A 16,488-nucleotide genomic window follows, 5' to 3' on the forward strand; every position below is an offset into this window, starting at 1 on the left:
CGCAGGCCGGCGGCCCTGGCGTCGGGGGGGTGTCGCCAGGGCCGCCGGGGTGTGGGGTGTCAGGGGTTGATGCCCTTGTTCTGGAGCCAGCCCAGCGGGTCGATGGCTCCGGCGCCGCCGGGGTGGACCTCCAGGTGGAGGTGGGGGCCGGTGACGTTGCCGGTGGCGCCGACGCGGCCGATGGTGTCGCCGGTGGTGACCTTCTGCCCGGCGCTGACGTTCAGCGAGGACTGGTGGCAGTACCACAGCTCGGTGCCGTCATCGAGTTCGAGGACGGTGCGGTAGCCGTAGGCGCCGGCCCAGCCGGCCTCCTTGACGGTGGCGGTGTGGATGGCCTTGAGGGGGGTGCCGGTGGGGGCGGCGAAGTCGAGGCCGGTGTGGTGCCCGGAGGACCACATGGCGCCGGGGTCCCCGAAGTGCGAGGTGAGGGTGTAGGAGACGGCGGGGAGGCTGAAGCTCTTGGCGAGCTTGGCGAGGCGCTCCCGCTCCCGCTTCTTCGCGGCCTCCTCGGCGGCCTTCTTCTTCGCCGCCTCCTTCTTGGCCTTGATGTCGTCCGCGGCCTTCTTCTGCTGGCTGGCGGCCTCTTCGGCGGCCTTCTGCGCGGCGGCGTCCTGGGCGGCGGCAGCGGCGGCGGACGAGGCGTGGTCCTGCTGTTGCTCGGCCTGCTGGAGGATGCGGCTGCGCAGTGCCTCACCGGCGTCGGTGGTGCCGTCCTCGGTGTCGGTGGTGGTGAGCCCGGCGCCGGTGAGCGGTGCGGCCTGGGTGGTCGTCTCGTCGCCGGAGTCGTCGGAGATCAGGGAGCCGACGCCGGGCAGTGACTTGGCGTCGGGCAGGGAGTCGGTGACGGTCGACAGGTCCGGTACGGAGACGCTCACCGGGGGCTTGCCCTGCGCGGAGGCTATGCCGCCGGCGCCGACCGCGGCGATCACGCCGACGCCGAGGACGGTGGAGGAACGGGCCAGGCCGCCGCGCTGCTTGGCGACACGGTGCCGGCCGCGGACCGGGCGGACGGTGTCCTCGGTGGGGTTCCACTCCTGATAGTCGTCCTCGGCCTCGGGCTGCTCGGGGCCCGGGTAGGCGTCGAAGTAGGCGGTGCCGTGGCCTTCCGCCTCCCACTGGTCCTGGTAGGCGCCCTGGTGCTGGTAGGCGCCGCGGGGGGCGGGGACGGTGAAGGCGCGGGTGCTGCCGTAGGGGTCGAACCCGTCGGGGAAGGCGCCGTGGGGGTGGGGCGCGTAACGGGGCTCGGGGGCAGGGCGGTTGGACGCCACGGGGGCGTGCTCCTTTCCTTCCTTCTCGCCTACCGGGTTAGCTGACGGGTTCGGAGCAGGAAGGTCTCCTACCGGCTTCCTTCACACAGGCAGGGAAGGAGGCCGGATTCACCCCAAGTTGGTGGTTCCCCGGTTCCCTTGCGGGATTCGGCGCGTGCGCACGGAGCCGACGCTGGTGACGGCTGGGACGACCGCGCTGCGTTATCGAACGTTAATAGACGAGGGGGTTCGATTCCAAGCCGTTCCGGCTGATCGTTGACGGCGGGGCAGCGGACTTTTCGGGGCACCTGCGGGCGGATGCGGCCGAGTTGAACCGCGTTCCGCGAAGTGCGCGCTTCTGACGGGTGCTCAGTTCCGGTGCGCAGCGGCGTCGCACGGTCACCCCTGGTAACGCGGGCCTCGCCTGCGGCTCTTTCACCGCGGCCGGATGCCCTCCGGGCCGGTCCACGGGGTGATGGGGCGGCGTACCGCGAGTAGCGCCAGGTCGTCGGTGGACCCGTCGCCGGTGTAGCGGCGGACGTCTTCGACGAGGGTGGTGAGCATGGCGCCGGGGGTGCGGAAGACGCGGCCGGTGAGAAAGGTCACGGGATCGTAGAAGGTTCCGTGACGGTCGCGGGCCTCGGTGAGGCCGTCGGTGAAGAGGAGGAGGGTGGCGCCGGGCGGGAAGTCGGTCTCGGTGGACCGGTCGGGCCGGCCGCCGAGGTCGCCGAAGCCCAGCGGGAGCGCGGCCTCCGCGGGCGGCAGTTCGCGGAGTCTGCCGTCGACGGCGAGGAGCAGCGGGTCGGGGTGGCCGCGGTTGAGGAGCCGCAGCCGGGATTCGCCGTGCGGGATCTCGACGAGGACGGCGGTGGCGAAGCTCTCCAGGGCGGCGTCCCGGCCGGGGCCGGTGGCGGGTTCGTCGCCGTAGCGCAGGACGGCGTCCCGGCTGAGGGCCCGGTCGAGTCGGCGGGCGACGGCCTCCAGGGTGTTCTCCCATTCCGCGGCCTCCCGGAAGGCGCCGATGACGACGGCGACGGCGCCGACCGCGTCCATGCCCTTGCCGCGTACGTCGCCGAGGACGATGCGGATGCCGTGCGGCGTGTCCTGCACGGCGTAGAAGTCGCCGCCGATGAAGGCCTCCGCCTGGGCGGCCTCGTAGCGGGCGGCGATGTCGAGGCCGGCGAGGCGGGCCGGCGGTGCGGGCAGTACGGCGCGCTGTGCGGCTTCCGCGACCTGCCGTGAGGAGGCGAGCAGGGCGTCGCTGCGGCGTACTTCGCGGTTGATGAGGACGGCGAGCAGGCTGACGACGAGGAAGGTGGCGATCCCGCTGACGCCGCGGGTCTGGGCGATGTCGCCGACGTCGAGGCGGCGGACGATCATGATGGCGAGGGAGGCGAGTCCGATGAGCACGGTGCCGCGGAGCCGGTAGAAGGTGGCGGCGACGAGGGGCGGCGCCACCAGGACCGGCACCACGCTGTAGCGGACCGGCACCACGGCGACGACCAGGGCCGACACGGCGATCAGCAGCACCGGCAGGGCGCGGACGAAGTTCTGTTCGGTGAGGAGGCGGCTGGCCGTGTGGGGCACCGGGCCGGGCTGCCCGTTCTCGTCTGATATTGGCTGGCCCACCTGCGTCTCCCGCCGCCTCGCGCCCGCTGCGGCGCCCCGTACAGGTTCTCCCGCCGCGGCCGACCCGGCGACCCGTGCGGTCCGACCGGTCTACGGGGTCCGGCCGGGAACGCACCGAGGGGCCGGAACCATTTTCTGGTTCCGGCCCCTCGGCCTTCAGTAGCGGGGACAGGATTTGAACCTGCGACCTCTGGGTTATGAGCCCAGCGAGCTACCGAGCTGCTCCACCCCGCGTCGATGAGTTGAAGTGTACGCCATTCGCGGGGTGCCGCGCACATCGCGCCCGGCAGGTCACTTCCCGGGGCTGTCGTCGTGGGTGAGGGTCTCCCAGGCGACGAACAGGTCGTCGGTGCCGGCGGGCCGGGTCCTCCGGTTCAGTTTGTCGGTCTGCGGCAGCGACAGATGGAGCCGGTTCTCCAGGTGGTTGGCGTCGACCTCCAGGTCGGGGCCGAGGGTGCGTTCCACCTTGCCGCCGCAGAGCCAGCCGGGGGCGCGGGCGCCGAGCTGGTAGCGGGAGTGGAATTCCAGGGCGGCCTTCAGCCGGTCCTTCACCCCGGAGTACAGGTCGACGCCCTGGTGCCAGGCGGTCTCCGCGATATGCCCGGTGGCGGCGAGCGAGTAGCCGACGTGCATGAAGTTGCGGCAGGTCTCCTGCCCGAGGCCGTCGGCGTAGACGTTCTGCCCGAACCAGTAGGTGTCGATCTGCCGCGGGGTGCGGGAGCTGCTGCCGGGCACCGTCCTGGGGCTCTTCCCGTCGGAGGAGAGGTAGAAGTACGCGGGGACGCGGGACTTGAAGCGGGCGAGGGAGGTGTCGAAGGTGCGGTGGTCGTCGAGGAAGACGGCGATGGCGATGGCGGCGTCCGTCATGGCGAGGTCCCAATTGCCGTTGTAGTCGGGGACCTTCTTGTCGACCTCGGGCAGGTACGCGGTGCGCAGCATGGTCTCGAAGCGGTGCACCCGGGGCTCGGGCCAGCCGGCGCCGGTGTGGCGGACGATCTCCGCGGCGCGGGCCCAGGTGGAGCCGGCCCACGCGGTCTGGAGTCCGGCGTTGCCGTCGGTGTGCCGTTTCACCTCGGCGGACCAGGCGTCCATGATCTGCTCGGCTTTGGCGGCGTGCTGCCGGTCGCGGGTGATGTACCAGAGGAGGGCCTGGGTGTAGGCGGCGACGGCGTCCTGGCGTTCCTCCACGCAGCCGTGTCCGGGGCGGGTGTCGGGTGGGCACTGCACGGTTGCGAAGGGGGTGGCCCGGTAGGCGAGGGAGCCGTACTTGCTGTCGCGCATGGCGAGGTAGGAGGAGAGCCAGGGCTGCTTGCCGGCGTTGACGCGGTCGCGTGCGGTGTCGAGTTGGGCTTTGCTGACGACGACTCCGGGGTGGTGGAAGTCGCCGTTCCCGACGGGCTTGGCGTGGGCGGTGGTGCTCGCGCCGGGCAGGGTGCCACAGGAGGCGAGCAGCGAGACCAGCAGCGGCACCAGCAGCAGCACCAGCGGTGCACCAGGGCCTCGGGCCTGCCCGAGACGCACCCGTGGGTGCTGCCGTGCCGTCGTCATCTCCACCTCCGGGTAGGGGTGGCGGACCGGTGCGGCCCGCCGATGCCCTCTGGCAGCGTGCCGCGGGATCGGCGGGTGCGCAGGGCGGGTTGCGCCGTGCGGGCCACGCCGCAACCCGGGCGGCGGAGGAGGAGGTGGTCGCGGGTCAGTCGAGGCCGGCGGAGGCCAGCCACTTCTTGGCGGCGTCCATGGGGTCCTGATGGTCGTTCTGTACCTGGGTGTTGAGCTTCAGCAGGGTCGCGGTGTCGAGCTTCGCGGACACCGCGTCCAGGACGCCGGCGGCCTTCTTCGGCAGGTCCGCCTTGCGTACCAGCGGGACCACGTTCTCGAATCCGAAGAGGTTCTCCGGGTCCTTCAGGGCGAGGAACTTGTTCTTGGCGATGCCGGGGTCGGTGGTGAAGACGTCACCGGCCTGGATGTTGCCGCTCTTGAGGGCGGCGGTGGTGAGGGGGCCGCCCGCGTCGAGTGCCTTGAACGACTTGAACTCCACGCCGTAGACGGACTTCAGGCCCTTGAGGCCCTGGTGCCGGGGCTGGAACTCGGGTGAGCCGCCGATGACCAGGCCGGGTGCGGCCGCCTTCAGGTCGGCGATGGTGGACTTCTCCGTCAGGTGGTACTTCTTCGCTGTCTCGGCGTTGACGGTGACGGCGTCCCGGTCCTGTGCGGGGGAGGGCTGGAGGAGGGTCAGCTTCTTGTCGAGCTTCGCCTTGACGGCGGTCTGGGTCTCGTCGACGGTCTTGGGCGCGGCCTTGCTGTCGAGGTAGGCGAGGAGGGCGCCGTTGTACTCGGGCAGCACGGTCAGGGTGCCGTTCTTGATGAGGCCGTAGGTGGTTTCGCGGCTGCCGATGTTCGGCTTGTAACTCACCTTGATGCCCTGGGACTTGAGGGCTTCGCCGTAGATGTCGGCGAGCAGGATGGACTCCGCGAAGTTGTTGGATCCGACGACGACGGTGCCGCTGTCCGCCTTGTCGTTCTTCAGCGGGTCGTCCCCGGCGGAGTCACCGGAGGAGCCGCAGCCCACCAGTGCGGCGGCCAGTACGGCCACGCCTGCGAGGGTGCGCGTACGGGTGTGTGCGGTTGCGTTCACGGTGTCCCATCCGGGTCTGGGCGTCGGGTGGGGCGCGCCGGTCGCGGTGCGCTCCTCGGACCGATCAGATCACCGCGTTCGGCGCCCACACTCGTCCCGGTGCCCCTTCTTGACCAAGATGTGATTGTTGACCCCCCGGGGCTGCTGTCAATTCCTGGCGGACTCGTGCGCATCAGCTTCCGTTGTGGCTACGCTCGGAGCCCGCTCAGCACGATCGACCCTTCTGACGGGCCGTGGCGGAACCGGCCGGCCCGACCACCGGCCCGGCGCCGCACGGCCACCGCCCAGTCCCCCGAGGAGGCCTTGGTGCCTGCGCACCGGACAGACGCGCCGGGACAACCCCCCGGCACCATCAGGCCGTTGGTGCGCCGCCGTGTGTCCGGCCTCCTCGACCGAGTCCCCTTCCGGCGCAAGCTCGACGCACTGTTCGTGGTGCCGCTGACGGTGGTCGCCGTACTGCTCGGCTACACCGGCTACGACCAGATCGTGCAGGCCCGTGCCGCCGCGGCCACCGCCCAACTGGTGCGGGACAGCGCGAAGGTGGCCGAGTTGGTGGACGCGGTGCAGACGGAGCACCGGCAGGCACTGGTGCTGTCGCTGCGGCACGCGGCGGCCGCCCCGGAGGACCCGAAGCCGTCCACGGCGCGCTTCCGTGCCGCGCAGCACGACGTCGACTCCCGTGTGGAGCAGGTGCGTTCGGCGTTCGGTGAGCGGCTGCCGCGGTCCGAGGCACAGGCACTGAGGGCGCTCGGCGGGCTGACCAGCCTGCGCCGCTCGGTGGAGGAGGGCCCGATCCCCGCCGACAACGTCGACCCCGCGTACGGCACCGCCGTGGACGAGCTGCTCACCGGGCTCGGGTTCGGTGACTCCCGGTCCGTCACCGGTGCCTCCGCCAGCGGTCTCCTGGACGCGCTGCTGCGGGCCGACACCGCGCACGCCGCCTTCGAGACCAGTGTGTTCTCCGCACGCACCGGCGACCCCAACTCCCTCATCGAGTTCACCGGCGCCGTCGGCGACTACGAGCAATACACGTACCAGGCACGGCGGTTCACCCGGTTCGCCAGCCAGCAGCAGGGCGCGGAGCTGGCGGAGATCGAACGCAGCGCGTACCAGGCGCAGATCGCTCAGCACTACGCCGCGCTCCAGGTCGACCCCAGCGGCCTGGTCGCGGACAGTCCGGCGGAGGTCAAGGCCGCGTTGCGGGAGGCGCTGCGGGCCGATCCGACGTATGAGCGGCAGGCGCGGAACCGGCTGCGTATCGTCCGCTCCCTCATCGGGCAGATCGCCGCCCAGACCGAGCGGGCCTCGGACACCGCCTGGTGGCGGGCGACCGCGCTGCTGGGCGGCTGCCTGCTGGCGTTCGCAGGCTGGATCACGTTCACCTGGATGACGCGCCGCTCGATGATCCGCACCGTGGCCGCGCTCACCGGCGCCGCCGAGTCCGTCGCGGAGGCCGCCAAACGTGAACTGGCCCGGGTGGACGACACCTTGGGCGACGCCGACGACGACGCCCCGCCCAGACTGCCCGCGCTGCCGGTGCCGGTACGGGACGAGATCGGCGCGCTGGCCGAGGCGTTCAACCAGGTGCAGGTCACCTCGACCGACCTGCTGGAGCGGCAGATCGTGAGCCGCCGCAACATCGCGGAGATGTTCGGCAACGTGGGCCGCCGCGTCAGCAACCTCACCGCGCGCCAACTCGCCCTGATCGACTCGGTGGAGCGCGGCGAGACCGACCCGTCGGTACTGGAGCGCCTCTACCGCATCGACCACATCGCGGTCCGCCTCCAGCGCAACGCGGACAGCCTGATGCTGCTGGCGGGGGTCCGGGACGCGAGCTGCGACGCGGAGCCCACCCGCCTCAGCAATGTGGTGCGCGCGGCGCTGGGCCAGATCGAGTCCTATCAGCGGGTCAGCCCGCGCGCCGAGGGCGATGCGCTGATCGCGCCGGACGTGGTCGGGGACCTGACGCTGATGCTGGCCGAACTCCTGGAGAACGCCGTGACGTTCTCCCCGGAGGTGAGCCGGGTGGATGTGGTGCTTCGGCCGCACCGCGGGGGCCACGCCTCGGACGGCGCGACCGTGGAGATCATCGACCACGGTCTCGGGATGAGCGACGAACGCCTCGCCGAGGAGAACGCCCGGCTGGTCCGCCGGGAACGCCTGGACCTGATGCCGACGAAGGTCCTCGGCCTCTTCGTCGTCGGCAGCCTGGCCCGGCGCTGGGGCATCCGGGTCGTCCTGGGCCGCACCCCGGGCGGCGGCACCACCGCCACCGTCACCGTGCCCGCGACCCATCTGCTGCCCACCGACCCGGTCACCGCGGCCCCGCTCCCGGTACGGGCCCCGGGCACCGGATGGCGGGCGGCGAACCCCCGCGCCGGGCTCCGGGAGGCACTGGACGGGCCCCAGGTCCCCGCCCAGGCCCGCCGTCCGGACGTCGCGGCCCGAGGCGGCGACCGGGACCTCCCGTCCCACGGCCACCACCCCGACCTCCCGCCCGGCCTCCCGCCCGGGTGGTTCCCGGACGACGCCCCCGAATCCCCGGAACCCCCGGGCGCACCCCGAGCCGACGGCGTCCACTGGCCCGACGGCGGGGGCGGGGTCGGCGGGTCCGACGGGTCCCACGAATCCGGCGGGGCCGAGGGGGCCAACGGGACGCCTGCGTCCGGGACTTACTGGGGAGCGGGGGTCGACGGGACCGGGTCCGACCGCGGCCGGCCCGGCGGCTCGCGGCATGACATCGCCGGCCCCGACGACACCGAACCCCGGGAGCCCTTCGGCTTCTTCGAGCCCTCACCGTCCGCCCGTTCCGCCCAGTCCGCCATCCCGGCCCGGTCCACCTTCCCCGCCCGCTCCGGACCGTACGAGGCCGCCGGGCCGTCCGGGTCCGAGGGGTCGCGGCCCGACGCCCTGGCGGAGCCCACGCCCCCGCACCACCCCGACACCGCCCCCCTGCCCAGGCGTCAACGCGGGGCCCGGATATCGGGCTTCGACTCCGGCTCGCTCCCGGCCCCCGGTACCGCCCCACCCCGGCACCCCGCGGATCCGCCCGCCATCTCCCCGCCGGCCCGTACCAGCGCGGAGCCCGTACGCGGGGCGGACGACCCGCGCTCGACCCCCGTCTTCGGCACCGTCCCGCCCCGCGCGGGCGCCACCGCCCGCCCCGCGTCCCCGACACATCCGGCGGCCCCTGCTGTGGAGGAGACGCCTTCCGTCCCGCCCGCGGAGGCGCGGCCGTTGCGGCGGCGGGTGCGGGGGGCCACGCTTCAGCGGAACACCGCGGCCGGCGCCCAGCCCGCGCCGTGCGGTTGGCAGCCGAGGGACGCGGAGGCGACCCGCGCCGAGATCGAGCAGTTCGAGGCGGCGGTGGCGCGCGCCCGGTACGAGTGCCGCCTCGGCGGCCCCCAGCACCCGGCCGGAGCCCCCGGTCCGGACCCCACGACCGGCCGGCCCCCGGCGCCCGGACAGTCCGGGCCGGACGGACCGGACCCGGCCTTCCCGGAAGGTGTGTGACCCAGTGACCGTATGGACAGGCGGCGAGGCAGACCCGGGGGCGACGGCACCGCCCACCGACATCCGGGCCGCGGCAGCGGACTTCAACTGGCTGCTGAACCGGTTCGCCACCGAGACCGCGGGCGTCGTGGACGCCATCGGCGTCTCCTCCGACGGTCTGCTGATCGCCGTCTCCCGGCTGCGTGAGCACGCCGACTCCGAACGGCTCGCCGCGATCGTCTCCGGTATCACCAGCCTCGCCATGGGCGCCTCCGGCAACTACGGCCTGGGCAGCCTCAACAAGGTCATCATCGACCTGGAGGGCGGCCACCTCCTGGTCTCCGCGATCGGCGCGGGCGCGGTCCTCGGCGTCGTCACCTCCAAAGAGGCCAAACTGGGCAACATCGCCTACGAGATGACCCTGTTCGCCAACCGCGCCGGTGCCGCGCTCAGCCCCCAGTTGGTGCTGGAACTGAAGAACAGCGTGGGCACCGCGCCGGCCGGCGGCTGACCACGGGACACGGTGTGCGAGACGAGCGACGCCCGGCCGGCGGCCCGCCCTCCGACGGCCGGCCGCAGCCCCGGCCCGCCCCCTCCGGGCGGCTGTCCGGCAACGGCCCCTACCCGGGCGGCGGGTTCCCCGACGAGCCGTTCCCCAACTCCCCCGTGCCGGACGGGTCGTTCACCAACTCACCTGAAGCAGAAGGGGCGTTCACCAACGCTCCTTTCTCCGAGGGGCCGTTGGACGCCACGCCCTTCGATGACACCCCTTACGACAGCAAGCCGTTCGGTGCCGCCGAGTCGGGCGGCGTACCCTTCGGGGGTGCGCGGTTCGGGGATCGGGCGTTCGGCCAGGAAGGCTCTGCCGAGGGGGAGTTCGGTCACCGGGCGGGGCCGGTGCGGCCGGCGTCCGCGGTGCGGCCCTATCTGCTGACGGCGGGCCGGATCGCGGGAGGCGAGGGCCTGGTGCCGCCCATCCCGATCGAGACCCAGGTGGTGTCGACCCGGGGCGGGCTCGCCGCCCTGGACTCCCTCGACCTCGAACACCGTGACATCGTGGCCGCCTGCCGTGAGCCGCAGTCGCTCGCCGAGGTCGCCGCGAAACTGCGGATGCACCTCAACGTCATCCGGGTGCTCGCCGACGACCTGCGGGCCGACGGCCAGTTGGCCCTCTACGCCCCGCCGGCCGCCTCGGCCCGGGACGCCTCCGTACTGCGAAGGGTTATCGATGGTCTCCGTGCCGTCCCCGACTCCAGGGGCGCGATCCGTGAACGCTGACACCACGGGTGCCGGCGCCGGACGCCCCGACGACCATGTGCGGCCGCCGATGCCCGTGAAGATGGTCATCGCCGGCGGCTTCGGCGTCGGCAAGACCACCACCGTGGCGGCGATATCCGAGATCGAGCCGCTCACCACCGAGGCGTCCATCACCTCGGTCGCGGCCGGTGTGGACGACCTCACCCTCACCCCCGCCAAGACCACCACCACGGTGGCCATGGACTTCGGCTGCGTCACCCTCGACCCGACGCTCAAGCTGTACCTGTTCGGCACCCCGGGGCAGGAGCGGTTCGGCTTCATGTGGGACGACCTGGTGGAGGGCGCGCTCGGCGGGCTCGTCATCGTGGACACCCGCCGCCTGGACGACTGCTACGCCGCGGTCGACTACTTCGAGCACCGGCACATCCCGTTCGCGGTCGCCGTCAACGCCTTCGACGGCCTGGTCCAGCACGATCTGGCCGAGGTACGCTGGGCCCTGGACGTCGCCGCCCATGTCCCGCTCACCGTCTTCGACGCCCGCGAACGCGGCTCGGTACGCGACGCCCTGCTCATCGTCCTGGAACACGCCCTGGACACGGCGAGCGGCTGAACTCCCGCCGACAGGACGGCGGTTGACATCAAACGGCCGGTGGCCGCCGCGGGAGACGCCTGACTCCCTGATCGGCGGCCACCGGCCGTTCCGCCCCACCTCAGCAGTCGGGGATCTCCGCCCCGTCGTTGTCCTTGGCCTGGTCGTTGCCCCAGCGTGACAGGTAGTACGCCGAGACCCACTGACCACCGGGACCCTCATCCGGATCGGTCTTCAACCACCAGTGGTTGGAACCCGACCCACCGGCCACCTCACGCCCCCACGCCTTGCAGAACACATAGTTCGTACCGCCGTACAGCGTGCCCGTGGAAGCACTGCTCGTCGGGGAACTGTAGGCGGCTGCCGAGGAGAAGGTGTCGACCCAGTAGCGGCCGGTCGAGGGAGGCTGGCCACCGCCGGCACAGTCGGGGATCTCCGCCCCGTCGTTGTCCTTGGCCTCGTCGTTGCCCCAGCGTGACAGGTAGTACGCCGAGACCCACTGACCACCGGGACCCTCGTCCGGATCGGTCTTCAGCCACCAGTGGTTGGAACCCGACCCACCGGCCACCTCACGCCCCCACGCCTTGCAGAACACATAGTTCGTACCGCCATAGAGCGTGCCCGTGGCCGCAGTACTCGTCGGGGAGCCGTAGACGGCAGCCGAGGAGAAGGTGTCGGCCCAGTAACTGCCGGGCGGATTGGGCGGGTTGGGCGGGGTCGGCGGGTTGGGCGGGGTGGGGGAGCCGCCGCCGGGGCCGTAGAGGCGGACGGCGCCGTAGTAGTCGTCGTGGCCCGACATCGCGTAGACCCGGACGTAGCCGCCGGAGTAGGGAGCCTCGGCGATCCAGCCCTGGCCGAGGTACATCGCCACATGGTGGATGGTGGACGCCGTGTTGCCGAAGAACACCAGGTCGCCGGGAAGGAGTTGGCCGGTGCCGTCGGACTGGTAGAAGCGGGCGACGGCGCGGGAGGTGGTCCACTGGCTTCTGCTGGTACCGGCGATGACGTCGTCGCCGACCGCGAGGGAGTACGCGTAGCGCACCATGCCGGAGCAGTCGAGGCCCCGGACGTTGCAGTCGTTGGGCGCGCCGTTGGACGGGTCGCAGATGCCGTAGGTCGGGCCGGGGGTGTCGCCGTGGCCACCGCCCCAGGAATACGGGGTGCCGATCAGCCCGCACGCGGAGTTGACCGCGGAGTTGGCCTCCGGTGCGGCGCCCTCGGCGAGGACCCCGCAGCCGGGGGCGGCGTGTGCCGTGCCCGTGGCGCCGGGTGCGAAGACGAAGAGGGAGGCGACCATCGCCAGCAGTGCGGCGAGCCGGAGGAGGCCGGGCGGGTGGAGTGTCCGTGGTGGGGAGTCGACGCGCAGAGTCATGACGACGGTCCTTGGCGGTGTGCCCCGAGGGGCGCTGGATGGGGGGTGTCCCTAGCGGGATTGCGGTGGCAAAATTGACGGTGGACATTCAAGCACTGGGCGAGTCACGACGTAAGAGCTCGCGCAGATTGACGTGAGGTCAGGGGCCGTCGGCGGGCGGTCGCCCCAGCGGCGGGCGCTCAGGCCTTCGCGTCCCGCCGACGTACGCCCGGGGAAACCGCGAGGCGGGCGGTGAGCCAGAAGAGGGCGAGCACCAGCAGGGCCAGTACCGCGACCAGGGCGGCGCCGCCCACCACCTTCTGGTAGTCGCGCTGGTAGAGGCCGTCCACGATGTAGCGGCCGACTCCGCCGAGGCTCACATAGGCGGCGATGGTGGCGGTGGACACGATCTGGATCGCCGCCGAGCGCAGCCCGCTGAGGATCAGCGGCAGCGCCACCGGCAGCTCCACCTGGAAGAGGATCTTCGCCGGGCCCATGCCCATCCCGCGGGCCGCGTCCACCGGCGACGGGTCCACCGTGCGCACCGCCTCGTAGCTGGTGACCAGGATCGGCGGGATGGCCAGCACCACCAGCGGGATCATCGCCGGCAGGGTGCTCAGGCCGAGCCAGACGAACATCAGCACCAGCAGCCCGAAGCTGGGCAGGGCGCGGGCCGCGGTGGCGACCAGGGCGAGCGCGTTGCCGCCGCGCCCGGTGTGTCCGGTGACCATGCCGACGGGCAGGCCGATCGCGGCGGCGATGGCGAGCGCCGCCGCCGAGTACTGCACATGTTCCAGCACCCGCCGCGGGATGCCGTCGTAGCCGTGCCAGTGGGCGCTGTCGGAGAAGAAGTGCTGGACGAAGGTGAGGACGGTCATGGCACACGCTCCAGGGCCGGTTCGGGACTCCGGCGCGCGGCCCGGCGTGCGGCGGACCGCCCGCCGCGGCCGGCGCGCGGCTGCCACGGGGTGAGCAGGCGCCGCAGCAGCACCAGCAGCAGGTCCGCGAGGACGGCGATAACGGCGGTGGTCACCACGGAGCTGACCGCGAGGATCGGGCGGCGGTAGAACATCGCGTCGGCGAGGAGGTTGCCGAGCGCGCCCTGGTTGCCGATGAGGGCGCCGACCCCGACCAGGCTGATGCTGGAGGCGGTCGCCACCCGCAGTCCGGCGATGATCGCCGGTACCGCGATGGGGAGTTGGACCTGGAGGTAGCGGCGTATCGGCCCGATGCCCATGGCGACGGCGGCCGCGTCGGTCTCCTCGGGCACCGAACGCACCCCGTCCACGACCGCCGGCACCAGCACCACCAGGCTGTACAGGGCCAGCGGGATCATCACGGTGATCTGGCTCTGCCCGGTGTAGTCGATCAGCACCACGAAGAACGCCAGCGACGGCACCGCGTAGATCACCGTCGACACCCACAGCACCGGCGGGTACAGCCAGCGCAGCCGTACGCAGGCGGCGCCGATCGGCAGGGCGATCAGCAGGCCCGCGAGCACCGGGATCAGGGCCTCTTCCACATGCCAGGCGACCAGGCCGAGATAGGAGTGCTGGAGGTCGCTCGGCATGTCGAAGAAGCCGCCGAGGAACCCCTTGGGCACGCCGGGTATGCCGCTCATCCGGTGGCCTCGGCCAAGTCACCGCTCTCGGACGGGACTTGGCCGTCCGGCCCGGCGCTGCGGGCGGCCCGTACGGCGGCGGCGATGGTCTCCTGGTCGACGGCGCCCAGCGCCCGGCCCTCCCCGTCCACGGCGACGGCCCGGCCGGTGGGTGAGAGCACGGCGCAGTCCAGGGCGACGCGCAGCGAGTCCCGGTCGGGCCGGAAGGTCTGCCCGTACGGCAGCAGGGCGCCGAAGTCGGCGTCGCCCGGGGCGAGTTCGGCGGACGCGGTGTCCTCGGTGTCCGCCCAGCCCTCGGGGCGGCCGTCGGCTCCGGTCACCAGCAGATAGCGGCCGGCCGCCGCGGCCCGCTCCCCGACCTGACCGGCCGTGGCCTCCGCCGGCACCAACACCTCGGCGTCCACGGCGAGTTGGCTGCTGTCGAAGAAGGAGAGGCCGCGGATACCGCGATCAGCGCCGAGGAAGTCCGCCACGAACTCGTCGGCGGGAGACGCCAACAGCTCGGCGGGGGCCGCGAATTGAGCGAGGTGACCCCCGGTCCGCAGCACCGCGATCTGGTCGCCGATCCGGATCGCCTCGTCGATGTCATGGGTGACGAAGACGATGGCCTTGCCCAACTCCCCCTGGATCCACAGCAGTTCCTCCTGAAGACCGCGCCGTACCACGGGGTCGACCGCGGAGAACGGCTCGTCCATCAGCAGCACCGGCGGATCCGCGGCGAGCGCCCGCGCCACCCCCACGCGCTGCTGCTGCCCGCCGGAGAGCTGATACGGGTACCTCCCGGCCATCGCCGGGTCGAGGCCCACCCGCTCCATCAGTTCCGCGGCCCGCTCCCGGGCCCGCTTGCGGCTGACGCCCAGCAGCCGGGGCACGGTGGCGATGTTGTCGGCGACGGTGCGGTGCTGGAAGAGGCCCGCGTTCTGGATGACGTAACCCATCGAGCGGCGCAGGGCGTTGACGGGCTGCTGCTGGATGTCGCCGCCGTCCAGGAGGATGCGTCCGGAGGTGGGCTCGATCATCCGGTTGATCATCCGCAGGGTGGTGGTCTTGCCGCACCCGGACGGGCCGACGAGCACGGTGATCGAACGGTCGGGGATCTCCAGCGTGAGCCGGTCGACGGCCACCGTGCCGTCCGGATACCGCTTGCTCACATCGTCGATGACTATCAAGACGCCGAACACCCCTCCGGGCTGGGCGGGAACACGGTCACTTCGGGACGGCACGCAGACATGAGTGCGCAAGTCTAGGTGGTGGCCCCACGGTCACCCACGTGCGGGACTCCAAGGGCAGGGGGGCCGGGCTTGGTCGGGTTGCGGGGCGCAGGCACGCTCAGGCGCGTTCCGCCAGCAGATGCGGTACCCGCTCCCGTACCGCGTCCAGCAGGCGCCGCAGCGAAGGGTTCACCAGCGCCCGGCCGGCCACGTCCACCGTCGGCACCGTCTCGTCGCCGCCCGCCACCGACCGTACGAAGGCCGCGGCGTCCTGGTCGCGCCGGATGTCCACCTCCCGGTACCGCAGTCGGGTGCACCGCAGCGACAGCCGCAGCTTCACGCAGAACAGGCACCCCGGCCGCCAGTACACGACGACCTCCGCGTCCCCCGAAGACCCCGACCCGGCCACCCAGAACACCGCCTCACACTCGTACCGACCGCGTACCGACCGCACTTGCCCGCGACGATACGGGCAGCGGGTGCCGTGTCCCGGGCGACGCCCTCAGAAGCCGGGTACCGAGAGGCCGTTGAACTGCCACAGTGCCGCCACGTACCACATCAGGCCGATGGCGGCGGCCAGCACACCGCCCGCGATCGGCAGCGCGAACCCGGGCAGCCGGGGGCTGCGCACCACCACGACCTTCGCCACGAACGCCCCGTAGAGGACGCACCCGGTGATGGAGTGCACGGCGACCCTGGTGGTGTAGAACTGCACGCCGTAGGTGACCAGGCAGTGCGCCGCGATCGGCAGGGACAGCAGGAACGCCAGCAGCCCGATGACGCGGTGCCCGGTGCGCACCCGGTGCGGGGCGGGCTCCACCCTCGGCAGCCGCCCGTACATCCACAGGGCGAGACCCACCTGCACCAGGGCCAGCGCCAGCAGACCCGTGGCCATCTGGGCTTTCAGATGCTTGCCGGCGTCGCCCGTCTGCCCGAAGAGGCTGGTGTTGTAGTTGGGCGTGTGCTCCCGCCCGAAGAGGTACACCCCGACCGCGACGGCCACCGGGAGCACCGCGCCCGCCGTGACCTTGGCCACCGCCCTGCCGTCCACCGCCACACCTCGCCCTCGCACCGGTGCCCCCGGCGGACACCGTCCCCCCAAGTCCCGCGCACCCCGCGCCCGCTGTCCACCGCAGCACCCCCACCTGGGCGCCCCGGCCGCACATGACAAAGCCCCCCGCTCCCGGTCGGACGGACCGGGGGCGGAGGGTTGTGCGGTAGGCCGCGTGGGACTCGAACCCACAACCAACAGATTAAAAGTCTGCTGCTCTGACCAATTGAGCTAGCGGCCCGCCGCCCCAGCATAGCCGTAGGGTTCGCCGCCCCTCACAGCCATATCCGGTAAGCGGCGAGCGGGGACGGGGGCGGCGGAACGGGCTGTGGCCCCCCCAAGCCAGGCGGGGCCCCCCCCCGGCACGTCACCCACTGCCGACATGCAGCGGCAGCGGGGGCCGGA

General features: G+C 72.4%; 14 protein-coding genes, 2 tRNA genes and 1 riboswitch. Of the genes, 4 read left to right on the forward strand and 12 right to left on the reverse strand.

Translation table 11 applies throughout. The annotated features are described in order from the left end of the window. Nucleotides 1-59: 59 nt before the first annotated feature. The 5 genes from ACFVST_RS24695 to ACFVST_RS24715 all read right to left on the reverse strand — a co-directional run bounded on the left by ACFVST_RS24695 (nt 60) and on the right by ACFVST_RS24715 (nt 5,511). Nucleotides 60-1,268, reverse strand: coding sequence for a M23 family metallopeptidase (locus ACFVST_RS24695; protein ID WP_390155759.1), 1,209 nt, complete (start codon nt 1,266-1,268; stop codon nt 60-62). A gap of 11 nt (nt 1,269-1,279) precedes the next feature. Further along, nucleotides 1,280-1,431, reverse strand: a riboswitch (cyclic di-AMP (ydaO/yuaA leader). Between the two features lie 251 nt (nt 1,432-1,682). Continuing rightward, on the reverse strand, nt 1,683-2,876 hold the full coding sequence (locus ACFVST_RS24700; protein ID WP_390155760.1) for a PP2C family protein-serine/threonine phosphatase: 1,194 nt from the start codon (nt 2,874-2,876) through the stop codon (nt 1,683-1,685). Nucleotides 2,877-3,036: 160 nt separating this feature from the next. Then, nucleotides 3,037-3,110 (reverse strand) — tRNA-Met (locus tag ACFVST_RS24705). A 57-nt stretch (nt 3,111-3,167) separates the two neighbouring features. After that, nucleotides 3,168-4,424, reverse strand: a complete 1,257-nt coding sequence (locus ACFVST_RS24710) for an alginate lyase family protein (protein ID WP_390155761.1) — start codon at nt 4,422-4,424, stop codon at nt 3,168-3,170. A 145-nt stretch (nt 4,425-4,569) separates the two neighbouring features. Then, nucleotides 4,570-5,511: an ABC transporter substrate-binding protein gene (locus ACFVST_RS24715; RefSeq protein WP_390155762.1), complete on the reverse strand. Its 942-nt coding sequence runs from the start codon at nt 5,509-5,511 to the stop codon at nt 4,570-4,572. A gap of 363 nt (nt 5,512-5,874) precedes the next feature. Here ACFVST_RS24715 and ACFVST_RS24720 point away from each other — a divergent pair, with 363 nt between their 5' ends. Genes ACFVST_RS24720 through ACFVST_RS24735 form a run of 4 tightly spaced genes read left to right on the forward strand, consistent with a single transcriptional unit; the run spans nt 5,875 to nt 10,870 of the window. Next, a complete protein-coding gene (locus ACFVST_RS24720) occupies nt 5,875-9,024 on the forward strand; it encodes an ATP-binding protein (RefSeq protein WP_390155774.1) in 3,150 nt (1,049 codons plus the stop codon). Nucleotides 9,025-9,028: 4 nt separating this feature from the next. After that, on the forward strand, nt 9,029-9,514 hold the full coding sequence (locus ACFVST_RS24725; protein ID WP_390155763.1) for a roadblock/LC7 domain-containing protein: 486 nt from the start codon (nt 9,029-9,031) through the stop codon (nt 9,512-9,514). 14 nt (nt 9,515-9,528) lie between these two features. Then, entirely contained in the window at nt 9,529-10,281 is a 753-nt protein-coding gene (locus ACFVST_RS24730) for a DUF742 domain-containing protein (RefSeq protein WP_390155764.1), read from the forward strand. Continuing rightward, nucleotides 10,232-10,870 (forward strand): ATP/GTP-binding protein, encoded by a 639-nt coding sequence (locus tag ACFVST_RS24735; protein ID WP_390155765.1) that lies wholly within the window; start codon nt 10,232-10,234, stop codon nt 10,868-10,870. The genes ACFVST_RS24730 and ACFVST_RS24735 overlap by 50 nt, the downstream gene beginning before the upstream one ends. Nucleotides 10,871-10,970: 100 nt before the next feature. On the opposite strand, the gene ACFVST_RS24740 is transcribed toward ACFVST_RS24735, so the two are convergent. The 7 genes from ACFVST_RS24740 to ACFVST_RS24770 form a co-directional block, all read right to left on the reverse strand. Next, nucleotides 10,971-12,221, reverse strand: coding sequence for a C40 family peptidase (locus tag ACFVST_RS24740; protein WP_390155766.1), 1,251 nt, complete (start codon nt 12,219-12,221; stop codon nt 10,971-10,973). A 179-nt stretch (nt 12,222-12,400) separates the two neighbouring features. Then, nucleotides 12,401-13,078, reverse strand: a complete 678-nt coding sequence (locus tag ACFVST_RS24745; RefSeq protein ID WP_390155767.1) for an ABC transporter permease — start codon at nt 13,076-13,078, stop codon at nt 12,401-12,403. Next, a complete protein-coding gene (locus tag ACFVST_RS24750; RefSeq protein ID WP_390155768.1) occupies nt 13,075-13,821 on the reverse strand; it encodes an ABC transporter permease in 747 nt (248 codons plus the stop codon). The genes ACFVST_RS24745 and ACFVST_RS24750 overlap by 4 nt, the downstream gene beginning before the upstream one ends. Further along, nucleotides 13,818-14,990: an ABC transporter ATP-binding protein gene (locus tag ACFVST_RS24755; RefSeq protein WP_390155775.1), complete on the reverse strand. Its 1,173-nt coding sequence runs from the start codon at nt 14,988-14,990 to the stop codon at nt 13,818-13,820. Before ACFVST_RS24755 ends, ACFVST_RS24750 begins: the two co-directional genes overlap by 4 nt. Nucleotides 14,991-15,150: 160 nt before the next feature. Further along, nucleotides 15,151-15,450, reverse strand: coding sequence for a glutaredoxin domain-containing protein (locus ACFVST_RS24760; protein WP_390155769.1), 300 nt, complete (start codon nt 15,448-15,450; stop codon nt 15,151-15,153). Between the two features lie 84 nt (nt 15,451-15,534). Beyond that, a complete protein-coding gene (locus ACFVST_RS24765) occupies nt 15,535-16,083 on the reverse strand; it encodes a DUF6529 family protein (RefSeq protein WP_390155770.1) in 549 nt (182 codons plus the stop codon). Between the two features lie 167 nt (nt 16,084-16,250). Next, a tRNA-Lys gene (locus ACFVST_RS24770) sits at nt 16,251-16,324 on the reverse strand. Between the last annotated feature and the right edge of the window lie 164 nt (nt 16,325-16,488).

It is taken from the genome of Streptomyces sp. NPDC058045 (assembly GCF_042885635.1).
Taxonomy (GTDB): Bacteria; Actinomycetota; Actinomycetes; order Streptomycetales; family Streptomycetaceae; genus Streptomyces.

Excerpts from the sequence above, each read along its gene's own strand:
- ACFVST_RS24710 (WP_390155761.1), bottom strand. The coding sequence starts at position 4,424 with ATGACGACGGCACGGCAGCACCCACGGGTGCGTCTCGGGCAGGCCCGA.
- ACFVST_RS24740 (WP_390155766.1), bottom strand. The coding sequence starts at position 12,221 with ATGACTCTGCGCGTCGACTCCCCACCACGGACACTCCACCCGCCCGGC.
- ACFVST_RS24735 (WP_390155765.1), top strand. The coding sequence starts at position 10,232 with ATGGTCTCCGTGCCGTCCCCGACTCCAGGGGCGCGATCCGTGAACGCT.
- ACFVST_RS24745 (WP_390155767.1), bottom strand. The coding sequence starts at position 13,078 with ATGACCGTCCTCACCTTCGTCCAGCACTTCTTCTCCGACAGCGCCCAC.
- ACFVST_RS24750 (WP_390155768.1), bottom strand. The coding sequence starts at position 13,821 with ATGAGCGGCATACCCGGCGTGCCCAAGGGGTTCCTCGGCGGCTTCTTC.